The 11,947-nt window shown below is 70.8% G+C and carries 11 protein-coding genes, 1 tRNA gene and 4 pseudogenes; 3 read left to right on the top strand and 13 right to left on the bottom strand.

The annotated features are described in order from the left end of the window. Nucleotides 1-3: 3 nt before the first annotated feature. Nucleotides 4-1,345 (bottom strand): annotated as a pseudogene (gene gdhA, locus H576_RS15515) (NADP-specific glutamate dehydrogenase). Between the two features lie 117 nt (nucleotides 1,346-1,462). Further along, on the bottom strand, nucleotides 1,463-2,761 hold the full coding sequence (locus H576_RS0111120) for a dicarboxylate/amino acid:cation symporter (protein WP_029150997.1): 1,299 nt from the start codon (nucleotides 2,759-2,761) through the stop codon (nucleotides 1,463-1,465). An 86-nt stretch (nucleotides 2,762-2,847) separates the two neighbouring features. On the opposite strand from H576_RS0111120, the gene H576_RS0111115 reads away from it, so the two are divergent. Further along, nucleotides 2,848-3,636 carry a tyrosine-protein phosphatase gene (locus H576_RS0111115; RefSeq protein WP_029150996.1) on the top strand — a complete coding sequence of 263 codons (789 nt, stop codon included), beginning with the start codon at nucleotides 2,848-2,850 and terminating at the stop codon, nucleotides 3,634-3,636. Between the two features lie 55 nt (nucleotides 3,637-3,691). Here H576_RS0111115 and H576_RS0111110 read toward each other — a convergent pair whose 3' ends face one another. Beyond that, nucleotides 3,692-4,654, bottom strand: coding sequence for an alpha/beta hydrolase (locus tag H576_RS0111110; RefSeq protein ID WP_029150995.1), 963 nt, complete (start codon nucleotides 4,652-4,654; stop codon nucleotides 3,692-3,694). A 93-nt stretch (nucleotides 4,655-4,747) separates the two neighbouring features. On the opposite strand from H576_RS0111110, the gene H576_RS0111105 reads away from it, so the two are divergent. Further along, nucleotides 4,748-5,311: a TetR/AcrR family transcriptional regulator gene (locus H576_RS0111105; protein ID WP_029150994.1), complete on the top strand. Its 564-nt coding sequence runs from the start codon at nucleotides 4,748-4,750 to the stop codon at nucleotides 5,309-5,311. Between the two features lie 106 nt (nucleotides 5,312-5,417). On the opposite strand, the gene H576_RS0111100 is transcribed toward H576_RS0111105, so the two are convergent. The 5 genes from H576_RS0111100 to H576_RS0111080 all read right to left on the bottom strand — a co-directional run bounded on the left by H576_RS0111100 (nucleotide 5,418) and on the right by H576_RS0111080 (nucleotide 8,415). Then, nucleotides 5,418-5,490, bottom strand: a tRNA-Arg gene (locus tag H576_RS0111100). Nucleotides 5,491-5,529: 39 nt separating this feature from the next. Beyond that, nucleotides 5,530-6,192 (bottom strand): YcnI family copper-binding membrane protein, encoded by a 663-nt coding sequence (locus tag H576_RS0111095; RefSeq protein ID WP_029150993.1) that lies wholly within the window; start codon nucleotides 6,190-6,192, stop codon nucleotides 5,530-5,532. 68 nt (nucleotides 6,193-6,260) lie between these two features. After that, complete coding sequence (locus H576_RS0111090; RefSeq protein ID WP_051172665.1) at nucleotides 6,261-6,770, bottom strand: hypothetical protein; 510 nt, start codon at nucleotides 6,768-6,770, stop codon at nucleotides 6,261-6,263. 76 nt (nucleotides 6,771-6,846) lie between these two features. Next, nucleotides 6,847-7,563 carry a tRNA (guanosine(46)-N7)-methyltransferase TrmB gene (gene trmB / locus H576_RS0111085; protein ID WP_029150991.1) on the bottom strand — a complete coding sequence of 239 codons (717 nt, stop codon included), beginning with the start codon at nucleotides 7,561-7,563 and terminating at the stop codon, nucleotides 6,847-6,849. A gap of 15 nt (nucleotides 7,564-7,578) precedes the next feature. Next, on the bottom strand, nucleotides 7,579-8,415 hold the full coding sequence (locus tag H576_RS0111080) for a DUF3097 family protein (protein WP_036320646.1): 837 nt from the start codon (nucleotides 8,413-8,415) through the stop codon (nucleotides 7,579-7,581). Nucleotides 8,416-8,475: 60 nt separating this feature from the next. Between H576_RS0111080 and H576_RS0111075 the strand changes: the two genes are divergently transcribed. Further along, nucleotides 8,476-10,428, top strand: a complete 1,953-nt coding sequence (locus tag H576_RS0111075; RefSeq protein WP_036320643.1) for a TPM domain-containing protein — start codon at nucleotides 8,476-8,478, stop codon at nucleotides 10,426-10,428. Nucleotides 10,429-10,490: 62 nt separating this feature from the next. Here the strand turns inward: H576_RS0111075 and H576_RS17010 are convergent, their stop codons facing one another. The 5 genes and pseudogenes from H576_RS17010 to H576_RS17000 all read right to left on the bottom strand — a co-directional run. After that, complete coding sequence (locus H576_RS17010; RefSeq protein WP_211215812.1) at nucleotides 10,491-10,658, bottom strand: hypothetical protein; 168 nt, start codon at nucleotides 10,656-10,658, stop codon at nucleotides 10,491-10,493. Between the two features lie 58 nt (nucleotides 10,659-10,716). After that, nucleotides 10,717-10,914: pseudogene (locus H576_RS17375) on the bottom strand (DDE-type integrase/transposase/recombinase); the annotation flags it as partial. A 92-nt stretch (nucleotides 10,915-11,006) separates the two neighbouring features. Continuing rightward, nucleotides 11,007-11,288, bottom strand: a pseudogene (locus tag H576_RS17370) (helix-turn-helix domain-containing protein); the annotation flags it as partial. Further along, nucleotides 11,288-11,590 carry an IS3 family transposase gene (locus tag H576_RS0111065; RefSeq protein ID WP_029150988.1) on the bottom strand — a complete coding sequence of 101 codons (303 nt, stop codon included), beginning with the start codon at nucleotides 11,588-11,590 and terminating at the stop codon, nucleotides 11,288-11,290. The gene H576_RS0111065 and the pseudogene H576_RS17370, both read right to left, overlap by 1 nt. Before the next feature lie 155 nt (nucleotides 11,591-11,745). Further along, nucleotides 11,746-11,947: pseudogene (locus tag H576_RS17000) on the bottom strand (hypothetical protein); the annotation flags it as partial.

Raw genomic sequence — 11,947 nt, 5'->3', positions numbered from 1 at the left:
GGCTCAGACGACGCCCTGCGCGATCATCGCGTCGACGACCTTCGAGAAGCCCGCGATGTTGGCTCCCAGGACGTAGTCGTCCTCGTGCCCGTACTCGGCCGCCGTCTCGCGGCAGCGCGTGTGGATGTCGGTCATGATCTCGTGCAGGCGCGCCTCGGTGTGCTCGAACGACCACGAGTCGCGCGACGCGTTCTGCTGCATCTCGAGGGCGCTCGTCGCGACGCCTCCCGCGTTCGCGGCCTTCGCCGGCCCGAAGAGCACGCCCGCCTCGCGGAACACCCCGACGGCCTCCGGCGTGGACGGCATGTTCGCGCCCTCGGCGACGACGCGCACGCCGCCCTCGACGAGCGCGCGCCGAGGCGCCGTCCAGCTCGTTCTGGGTCGCGCTCGGCAGGGCGATGTCGACGGGGATCCGCCACACGAGCGACGCGTCGGGGCGGAACTCGGCACGACCCCCGCGACGCTCGGCGTACTCGCCGATGCGCCCGCGCTCGGTCTCCTTGATCTGCTTCAGAAGATCGAGGTCGATGCCGTCGGGATCGTGGATGGCGCCCGACGAGTCGGACGCCGTGACGACCCGCGCGCCCAGCTGGTGGGCCTTCTCGATCGCGTAGGTCGCGACGTTGCCGGATCCCGACACCGCCACGGTCTTTCCCGCGAAGCTCTCGCCGCGCGCGGCGAGCATCGCCTCGGCGAAGAAGACCGTGCCGTCCCCCGTCGCCTCGGGGCGCACGAGGGATCCGCCCCCTGTCCGCCCCTTGCCGGTGAGGACGCCGGCCTCGAAGCGGTTGGTGAGCCGCTTGTACTGCCCGAACAGGTAGCCGATCTCGCGGCCGCCCACGCCGATGTCGCCGGCAGGCACGTCGGTGTGCTCGCCGATGTGGCGGTGCAGCTCGGTCATGAACGACTGACAGAACGCCATGATCTCGCGCTCGCTGCGCCCGCGCGGGTCGAAGTCGCTCCCGCCCTTGCCGCCGCCGATGGGCAGTCCCGTGAGCGCGTTCTTGAAGATCTGCTCGAAGCCCAGGAACTTCACGATGCCGAGGTTGACCGACGGGTGGAACCGCAGGCCGCCCTTGTACGGGCCGAGAGCCGAGTTGAACTCGACGCGGAAGCCGCGGTTGATCTGCACGCGGCCGGAGTCGTCGATCCACGGCACGCGGAAGATGACCTGCCGCTCGGGCTCGGCGAGGCGGCGCACGATCGCCATGTCCAGATACTCGGGGTGCCGCGCGATCACGGGCTCGAGCGAGTCGAGCACCTCCGCGACCGCCTGATGGAATTCGGGCTCTCCGGCGTTGCTCGCGAAGATCTGGTCCTTGACGGCGTCGATGGCCTGCGTCATGTGCGCTCGCGTTCTCTCGCTTGCGACCCTCGGTAGCACCGCGTGTTGGGGAAGCCCCCGCGCTCGCGAGGGCCACCTGCGAGACTACTGCCGGTCGGCGGGGGCAGAGCCGCCGCGTCACTCCAGCTCGTCGGCCCTGCGGAACTCGTCCTCGAGCTCCGAGAGGTCGATCTCCTCCGTCCTGACCGTCTTGCGCCCCGCGTATACCTCGCGGTCGATGTCGCCCGTCGGGTGGGCGACGAGCATCGTCACGAAGGTGTCGCCGTTGACGTTGAGGAACGTGCGCAGGATCCCCGTGAACCAGTCGACCGCGATCAGCAGGCCGACGGCCTCGAACGGGAGCCCCAGCGACGTCGCGAGGAACATCCCCACGACGGGGAAGCCGCCCGGCACCGTGATGGTGCCGATGTTCAGCAGGATCGACAGGATCATGCCGAGCGCGATCTCGCCGAACGAGAGCTCGATCCCGCCCGCCTGGGCGAGGAACATGACGACGATCGTGTAGTTGAGGACGGCACCGCAGGATCCCATCGTCATACCGACCGAGAGCGTGAAACTCGCGACCCGCTGGCTCACGCCGACCTTCTCGACGGTGTTGCGCAGGACCGTGGGAAACGTGACGGCAGAGCTCGTCGTGGTGACGGCGACGAGGGTCTGTTCGCCGAGCTTCGCGGGCAGGAGGGCGGGGTTGAGGCGCGTGACGGCCCACGTCACAGCCACCATGACCAGCGTCATGATGATCACGCCGGCCGCCGTCGTCCCGAGGTACGCGAGCGCCGACGTCACGACGGAGAAGCCGACCGTCCCCGTGAGGTTCGCGAGCAGGCAGAAGACGCCGATCGGGGCGAGGTGCATGACGAGGCGGATCATCGTCAGAACGATCGACTGGACCTGATCCGCGACCTGCAGCACGAGCCTGTTGCCGGTGTTCCTGACGTAGATCTGCAGGGCCAGGCCGAAGATCAGGGAGAAGACGATGATCGGGACCATGTTCGCGGTCGCCATCGCCTCGACGATGTTCGTCGACACGAAGTTCAGGAGCGTGTCCTGCCAGCCGGCCGCCTCCCCCGCCTGCTCGGCGAGCGAGGGGTCGAGCTCGCCGTCGAAACGCATGCCCTGGCCGGGGCGGAACGCGACGCTGAGGCCCCAGGCGAGAACAGCGGAGACGACGGAGAAGCCGAGGATCCACCCGAAGGTCCGCGCCATGAGGCTGCCCGTACCCTTGCCGGTCATCCCGCCCGTCGCGACGATCACCGAGGCCATGACGAGCGGAACGATCGACATCTGGATGAGGCGGATGAACATGTCGCCGACGAACTTGAGGTTCGCGGCCCAGTCGCCGGCGACGAGCCCGAAGACGCCGCCGGCGACCGCCCCGATCCCGATGAGCAGGGCGGAGTTCTTGAGGATGCGCATCCCGGAACGGTAGGTGCGCCCGGTTTCACCGGTGTTACAGGTCGGCGGGCGAGGCGCGTCGCCTCGGCAGACGCCATGCTGGTGGCATGAGCGCACTCGAAGCATCCCCCGGCACCACCGCCCCGCCGACAGGCGACCACCTCGGCGTCGACGTACCCGGCGTCCGCAACGCGCGCGGCGTGGGCGGGCTGCGGACGACCGACGGCTCGGTTCTGCGCGACGGCGTCCTGCTGCGGACGGCGGGGCTCCACGCGCTCGACGAGCCGGGCATCGCGGCGCTGCGCGCCTACGGGGTGCGGACCGTCATCGACCTGCGCGGCCGCACCGAGGCGACCCAGTTCCCCGACGCCGACTTCGGCGCGCGCCTCATGCACCTCCCCCTCCACGAGCCGGACGCCGAGGGGGCGGACCGGGCCGAGCGGTCGCTGCGCGGCGCCGTCGCGCACCCGGGTCTCCCCGAGGTGTACCGCGAGATCTGGCAGACCCGCGGTGAGGATCTCGTCGCGGGCATGCGCGAGATCCTCGCGACCGACGACGGGGCCGTGCTCGTGCACTGCACGGCGGGCAAGGACCGCACGGGCGTCTTCGTCGCGCTGCTCCTCGCGGCCGTCGACGTCGTCGACGACGACATCGTGCGCACCTACGCCGAGTCGGCCGAGCGCCTCGGGCGCGGCTTCGTCGACGACATTACCGCGCTGATGGGGATCCCCGCGATCCCCGACGAGTGGACCGGCGCGATGCTCGAGTCGCCCGCGCCCTACATCGAGGAGGTCCTCGCCGATGTGCGGCGCGAGTTCGGCGGGGCGGCGGAGTACCTCGTCGCCCACGGCCTCACGCAGGACGAGCTGACGGCTCTCCGGGCGCGCTTCGCCTGACCCTCCCCCCGTGCGGTGCGGGCGGTCCGATGGGCCGCCCGCACCGCACGTCGCGTCACGCGCCGAGCGCGTCGGCGAGGAAGGCCGCGCCCTGGGCGATCGCGCCACGGGCGGCCTGGGTGCCGTGGAGGGCGTTCACCATGACGAAGTCGTGCACGATCCCCGCGTAGCGCACGGCCGTCACCTCGACGCCGGTGCGGCGCAGCCGGGCGGCGTACGCCTCGCCCTCGTCGCGCAGGACGTCGGCCTCGGCCGTGATGACGAGCGCCTTCGGCAGGCCCGCGAGCTGGTCGAGCGTCGCCCGCAGCGGCGACGCCGTGATCTGCGCCCGCTCGTCCTCGCTCGTCGTGTACTGATCCCAGAACCACTTCATGCCGTCGCGCGTGAGGAAGTAGCCGTCGGCGAACTCGCGGTAGCTGGCGGTGTCGAACGCCGCGTCGGTCACGGGGTAGAACAGCAGCTGCGCCGCGAACGAGACGTCGCCGCGCTCCTTCGCCATGAGCGTCAGCGCGGCGCTCATGTTCCCGCCGACGGAGTCGCCGGCGACCGCGATCCGCGACCCGTCGAGCCCCTGCTCGGCGCCCTGCGAAGCGACCCACTGGGCCACGGCGTAGCCCTGCTCGATCGCGTGCGGATAGCGCGCCTCGGGCGAGCGGTCGTACTCAGGGAAGACGACCGCCGCGCCCGCGCCGATCGCGAGGTCGCGCACGAGGCGGTCGTGCGTGTGGGCGTTCCCGAACACCCAGCCGGCCCCGTGCAGGTACAGCACGACGGGCAGCGGCCCCGTGGATCCGAGGGGCTTCACGATGCGAGTCCTGATGGATCCCGTGGGGCCGCCCGGCACGTCGATCCACGCCTCGTCGACGTCGGGCTTCTCGATCGGCTCGTCCTGCACGCCGTCGACGGCGGCCCGTCCCTCCTCCGGGGGCAGCTGGTAGAGGAACGGGGGCTCGGCCGTGGCGTCGACGAAGGCCTGCGCGGCCGGCTCGAGGGAGATCTGCTTCGGATTTCCGGACATGAGTGACTCCTCAGGTAAGCGCGAGAACGATCGTTCTCGCTTCTGCGGATCACAGTAGAGAACGATCGTTCTCACGTCAAGTAGGATCGTCACATGGACAAGACGAGCGTGCGCGATCGGGTCATAGAAGCGGCGGACGAGCTGTTCTACGGCCGCGGGATCGGCAACGTGGGCGTCGACGCGGTGCGCGACGCGGCCGGCGTGTCGCTGCGAGCTCTCTACAAGGAGTTCCCCGCGAAGGAGGACATCGTCCTCGCCGTGCTCGGCTTGCGCCACGACATGTGGACGACCGGGGTCAGGCGCGAGGTCGACGGGATGACCGACCCTGCCGCGCGCATGCTCGCCGTGTACGACTACCTCGCCGTCTGGTTCGAGGAGGCCGACTTCCGCGGCTGCGGCTTCATCAACGCGTTCGGCGAGCTCGGCTCATCGAGCCGCCGCGTCGCCGAGGCCGTGCGCGAGCACAAGCAGTCGTTCCAGCGCTACGTCGAGGAGATCGTGGCTGCAGGCGGCGGCAGCCGCGAGCTCGCCGCCCAGCTCGCGATCCTCGCGGAGGGCGCGCAGACGACGGCCGCCATCGCCGGCACCTCCGACGCCGCGGGAGTCGCCCGCAGCGCCGCCGAGACGCTGATCGGCGCGGCGGGCCTCGCCGGCTGAGCGATCGCGGGGCGCTCGGCCCGCGACCGGCGACCTGGCGAGCGTCGGCCCCGAAATGACAGATGTCCCGCGACATATGAGACATATGTCGCGGGACATTGCACGGCGCCCCCGGAGGGATTCGAACCCCCGACCTTCGGTACCGGAAACCGGCGCTCTATCCCCTGAGCTACGGAGGCGGACAGAGAGACATTACCAGGCCGGGGGTTCGGATCAGCTCAGCACCGGCGCCGCGCGCCGGTGATCGCCGTGATGAGGGCGCCGACCGCGACGACGAGCGCCGCGATCGTGACCGTGAGGGTCACGGGCTCGATCGTCGAGCCCTGGTCGTCGGCCGCCGCCTCGGGCTCGGGCGTCGCGGCCTCGCTCGCCGACGCGAGCGCCAGCACGGGCGCGGGCGACTCGAGGTCGTCCTCGCTCTGACCGGCCTCGGCGACCTCGCTCCACGACTCGGATCCGCTCTCGCAGACCTGCTCGACGGGGAAGGCGAGGGATCCCTCGGCGCTCTCGTCGATGCCGACGAGCATGCGCACCTCGCCGCGCAGGTCGGCCGCGATGGGCGTGTCGGCCGTGTAGGTGACGCTCGACGCGCTGCCGTCGGCGTTGTCGCGCGCGACGTCGATCGTCCAGCCCTGCTCCTGCACGGGGTGGACGCCCGTGAGGCCGTCGGGCAGCGTGATCGCGAGCGCCGTCGTGGCGGATCCGTCGCAGCCGTGGTTGAAGCCGAACGTGAGCTCGGCGTCGGCTCCCGCGACGGCGGGATCCTCGGACGTAAGGCCGACGTGGGCCTGCGCGGCGGCCGGCACGAGCACCAGCCCCGCCGCGACGGCGATCGCGCCGATCGAGTATCGGAGGGCGCGGTTCTTCTGTGTGATGGTCATTTCTCTTCCTTCGGGCATGCATGGTCATCGCCGGGGCCAGGTCGGCTCCGGACGAGGAAAGGGATGTGTCAGAAGGAGAGCAGGGGCGGGCCGCGCGGCCCGACGAGCGCCGCGGCGCGCGTGCGCGGCGCGGCGAGGACGGGGCCCGTGGCGAGGATCCGCGGGAACCGGACGACCCGCGGCGCGGGAACGCGCACGGCGGAGCGCGCGACGACCCACGAGAGAGCGCGCAGCACGGCTCGCTCACCGAAGGTCAGGATCGCGATCGTGACGGCAGCCGCCACGACGTGAGCGCCCCACATGCCGCCGTCCGCATGCGATACGGCGAGCGGCAGCACCATGTCGTGGTGGTGATGCCCCGCGACGAATGGGCCGCCCGCGACGGGCGCGCCGAGCGCGAGGAAGGCCGCGTGGAACGCGCCCTGCGCCGCGAGGGTCGTCGCCGCGATCCGGAACGGGCGCGGCCTCGACCCCATGAGCGCCATGGCCGGGAACACGAGCACGGCCGCCATGCCGACGACGAGCAGCGGCGCGGGCGGCGCTCCCCCACCCACGGTGTGCGAGATCGCCGCGATCACGGTCGCGACGGCGGAGGCCGCCGATCCGCGGATCGCGACGAGCTGGCGGGCGCGCGAACGCGCCGGGACGTTCAGGTCAGACCCGCTTGTACGTCAGGTCGCGGATGTCGCGCCCCTTGTCGAGGCCCTTGCGCTCGAAGGCCGTCATGATGCGGCCGTCGAATCGGGGCGCCCAGTCGCCGTCGAACGCGCGCTCGACCTCGGGCTCGGCGTCGAGGACCTCGACCATCTGGTCGGCGTAGTCCTGCCAGTCGGTCGCGAGGCGGAGGACGCCGCCCGGCCGGAGGACCCTGCCGACCACGGCGCCGAATCCGGGGCTCACGAGGCGGCGCTTGTGGTGGCGCGCCTTGTGCCACGGGTCGGGGAAGAAGATCCACACCTCGTCGACCGAGGCCTCGGGCAGCAGCGTCTTCAGCACCTCGGGCGCGTTCGCCTCGATGAGGCGCAGGTTCTTCGCTCCGGCCCTGTCGGCGTCGAGCATCGTCCGGGCGAGGCCCGAGTCATAGACCTCGATGCCGAGGAAGTCGGTGTCGGGGCGCGTCGTCGCCGCGTTGACGATGCAGTGGCCCTGGCCCGTTCCGATCTCGACGACGAGCGGCGCCTCGCGACCGTATTCCTCGGAGGGAATGAGTCGCGCGTCGGGGTCGACGCTCGTGACGCCCTCGGCGCGGGGCACGTCGAAGAGGTAGAACGGCGAGAGCTCGTTCCAGGCGCGCTCCTGCCCGTCGGACATGCGCCCGCCGCGACGAACGAACGAGAGGATCTCGCGGCGGCCTGTTCCGGGTTCGGGCATGCGCCCCAGCCTAATTCAGGGCGCGGTCACGAAATCGATCAACTCCTCCACGCGGCCGAGCAGCGCGGGCTCGAGGTCCTTGTAGGACGAGACGCGCGAGAGGATCCGCTTCCACGCCATCGCGATGTCGGCCTTCGTGTCGGCCGGCCACCCGAGGCCGCGGCAGATGCCCGTCTTCCAGTCCTGGCCGCGCGGCACGACGGGCCACGCGGGGATCCCCATCGCCTGCGGCTTCACGCACTGCCACACGTCGACGAAGGGGTGTCCGACGATCGCGATGTGCGCGCCGTGCGGGCCCCGCAGGATCTGGTCGGCGAGGCGCTGCTCCTTCGACCCCGGGACGAGGTGGTCGAGCAGCACGCCGTAGCGCCGCTTCGCGCTCGGCGGCTCGTCGCGCAGCAGGTCCGGGAGCAGGTCGGCCCCCTGGAGGAACTCGACGGCGACGCCCTCGGCGCGCAGGTCGTCGCCCCACACCTTCTCGACGAGCTCGGCGTCGTGCTTGCCCTCGACGAGGATCCGGTTCGGAAGCGCGACGCGCGCCCTGGCGTCCCTGGCCGCGAACGATCCCGACGCCGTGCGCTGGCGGCCCTGCGGCTTCGCGACGACCTTCTCGAGGATCACGGGCTCGCCCTCGAGGAGGAATCCCGAGCCGAGCGGGAACTGCCGGCGGCGCCCCTTCCAGTCCTCGAGCTCGACGTTGCCGGCCTCGACGCGCGTGATCGCGCCCGTGAAGCCGTCGCCCGCGACCTCGATCACGAGGTCGATCTCGGCGGGGACGGGGCGCGACGTCTTCTGCCCCTTCTGCTTCCAGCCGGGGGCGAGGACATCGGATCCGTACCTGTCTTCGAACATCACCCTCAGGGTAAGCGGGTGCCACCGTAGGATCGGGGCAAGCACACGAGGGGGATCCACATGCGCCGTGCCCGCGCCCACCTGTTCGCCGCTCTCGCGATGGCCGCAGGCCTCGCGCTCGCTCCAGCGGGCGCCGCGCTCGCGACCGATCCCGTGACCCTCGGGAGCACGTACGTCTACGACGGGAGCGACGCCCTCTCGTCGTCGGAGGAGTCGGCGGCGCAGGACCGCCTCCAGACCCTGGCCGACGACAGCGGCGTCGAGCTGTGGGTCGCGTTCGTCGACGACTTCACGAACCCCTCCGACTCGGCGGAGTGGAGCAACGGCACGGCCGACCTAAACGGGCTCGGATCCGACCAGTACCTGCTGTCGATCGCGACCGACGCGCGCCAGCTCTACCTCACCCCTCCCGTGTCGGGCGGCCTCGGCGAGAGCGACCTCTCGGCGATCGAGACGGCGGTCGGCGACGCGATCGGCACCGACGACTGGGCGGCGGCCGTCGACACCGCGGCCGACGAGATGGAGCAGCGCACGGCGCCGAACCACACCGTCTGGTGGGTGATCCTCGCGCTCGTCGTCGTCGCGGCGATCGTCGTCGCTGCACTCGCGATCTCGCGGGGAGCGAAGGCCCGCAGGGCGCGGCAGGAGCAGGAGGCGGCCACCGCCGAGCAGCTCGCGGAGCTCGAGAAGCACGCGTCGACCCTGCTCATCGAGATGGACGACGCGGTGCGGACGACGGAGCAGGAGCTGGGCTTCGCCGAGGCCGAGTTCGGCGCCGAGTCGACCGCCGACTACCAGCGCTCCCTCGACGGTGCCAAGGCGGCGCTCCAGCAGTCGTTCGCGCTGCAGAAGGAGGCGGAGGGATCCGCGCCCGCAGAGCGCGGGGCCGCGCTGCAGCGGATCGTGGGCCTTCTCGAGCAGGCCGACGCCGACCTCGACGCGCGCGCGGACGACTTCGAGAAGCTGCGCGGCCTGTCGCAGAACGCGCCGAAGGTGCTCGCCGAGCTCACGGCCCGGCGAGCGGCCGCCGAGGGCGCGCCCGCGCAGATCGCCGCCGACATCGCTCGGCTGCGCGAGACCTACGCCTCTCCCCTGCTCGACGACGTCGACGACAACGACGCGCAGGCCGCCTCCCGCCTCGCGTTCGCCGACGCCGAGCTCGCCGAGGCGAAGGCGCACCTCGACGCGGGCGACTCCGGCGAGGCCGCCCTCGACCTGCACGACGCCGAGCAGGCGCTCGCGCAGGCGGGCGAGCTCGCGTCGGCCGTCACGAACCTCGAGAAGCGCTTCGCCGAGTCCGAGCACCAGGCGCAGGCGCTCATCGCCGACCTCGAGTCCGACATCGCGCGGGCGCAGGGTCTGCTGTCCGCGGCGGCGGCCGTCCAGGCGGCGACCGAGAGCATCCGCCTGGCGCGTGAGAACCTCGCGGGATCGGCCCGCAAGCCCGTCCTGATGCTCGAGGCGCTCGCCACCGCGAACCGGCAGATGGATCAGGTCGTCGAGTCGGCCGACCGCCAGCGGCGACAGGTCGACCAGGCGCTCGCGCAGGCGCGCACGGCGATCGAATCGGCGGACTCGTTCATCGGCACGCGCCGCGGATCGATCGGATCCGCCGCCCGCTCGCGCCTCGCCGAGGCCCGCGCGACCCTCGACCACGCGACGGCGATCGCGTCGACCGACCCCGCGACCGCGGCGCGCGAGGCGCAGCAGGCCGCGTCGCTCGCGCAGCAGGCCTCGACGCAGGCGCGCAGCGACATGTCGTCGTACGGAAGCGGCGGCGGCTACGGCGGCGGGTCCGGCATCGGCGGCGACATCGTCGGCGGCATCGTGGGCGGCCTCATCGGCAACGCGCTGAGCGGCGGGTCACGACGCGGGTCCGGCTGGGGGTCCTCGTCGCGCGGATCGTTCGGCGGCGGCTTCGGCGGGTCCTTCGGGGGCGTCGGACGCCGTTCGGGCGGCGGCGGATCCTTCGGAGGAACCGGACGCCGCTCCGGCGGAGGCCGACGCTTCTAGATGTACCGACCCGGATCGTTGTTGACGTAGGGGCCCGATGTAGGAACTGGTGACAGTTTTGGTTAGGCCGCGAGGGCCAGGTCGTTGTTCATGATGGTCTCGAACTCGATCAGCCCTTTCGCGATCTCGCCCCAGAACGCCGCCTCGACGGGTTTCTGAAACTTCGGATGCCCCAGCGAGCGGAGCTTCGGACGAACAGCCCTGTCCGCGGCCTGCTGACGACGAACCATCGAACACCTCCTGATAGAGGTGTTGCGACGACCAGTTGAATTCACCCTGACTGCCCCGGTCCGAGTGCACGATGCACCCTTCGACATTCCCGCGCCGGGAAACGGCGTCTTCCAGCGCCGTGACGGCGAGCCGGGCGGTCGTCCGCGGTCCGGTCGCGTAGCCGACGATCTTGTTCCCGAACACGTCCTTGACTGCGCAGAGGTAGAGCTTGTCGTCGTCGGTCCAGTGCTCAGTGATGTCGGTGAGCCAGATCTCGTCGGGCCGTTCGCGACGAACACACGCTGGACCTTGTCGTCATGCACCGCCGGCCCCGGCCTTTGCCGCTTCCCGCGGCCGCGCCGGGAGATCACCGAGACGATGTCCTCCCGGTTGCACAGCCGCCATACGCGTCTCTCGCTTGCCACATACCCATCCGCGGTGATCTCGTCTGAGAGGAGCCGAGACCCGAACGCGGGGTCGTCGTCGTGAGCGTCGCGCAGCGCATTGATCAACCATGCTTCTTCCTCGTCACGCGGCGAGCACGGCCGCTTCCTGCACTGATGGAAGGCCTGCTTGCTGAACCCCAGCACCCGGCACGTCACCGCGATCGGCACGCCGATCACGGCAAGGTCTTGGACGAGCGGGAACATCATTTTGGGGACTGGCCGCCGAGCTTCAGGTTCGCCTGCGACAGATACGCTGTCGCCTTCCTCAGGATCAGGTTCTCCGTCTCGAGTTCCTTGATCCGCTTCAGCATCGCCGCCTGTTCACGACGCCCCTCGGCATCGCCCACGGGCTCGATCCCTCGCTCTTCGAGTTGGGCATCGCGCACCCACACTTGCAACGCGGACTTCGAGATCCCGAGATCAGCGCACACCTGCTTCTGCGACAACCCGGACTCGACGAGCTCGACCGCGGTCTTCTTGAACTCGTCCGTGTACTTCTTCGGCATGGCTGCCATCCTTCCCGCTCGAAAGCGGTCCAGGAGTCAACCGAACCATCAGCAGGCGCGAACATCTTCGGCATCGCTTCCGTCTCTGGCCAAGATGTGATGTATCAGGACTTCGGTGACGGAAGCGCATCAGCAGATCGGTGACGCTTCATGTGTCAAGACGTCGGTGACGGTTCCGGTGGCGGGGTCCTCCGGGGCCCGCGGGGCCTGCCGTTGCTGACGTAGCGGACGCCGGGCTCGGGCCAGGGGTGTTCGATGAGGAGTTCGCCGGTAGCGACGTCGTAGAACGCGATGGTGGTGGCGTCTCGGACGATGGTGACGAGTGCTCCGGCGAGGTGGCTGCCGATCTGGAACTTC

The organism is Microbacterium indicum DSM 19969, assembly GCF_000422385.1.
In the GTDB taxonomy this organism is placed as follows: Bacteria; Actinomycetota; Actinomycetes; order Actinomycetales; family Microbacteriaceae; genus Microbacterium; species Microbacterium indicum.
The sequence above is the reverse complement of the archived record's forward strand: the minus strand, read 5'-3'. Positions and strand labels throughout refer to the sequence as shown.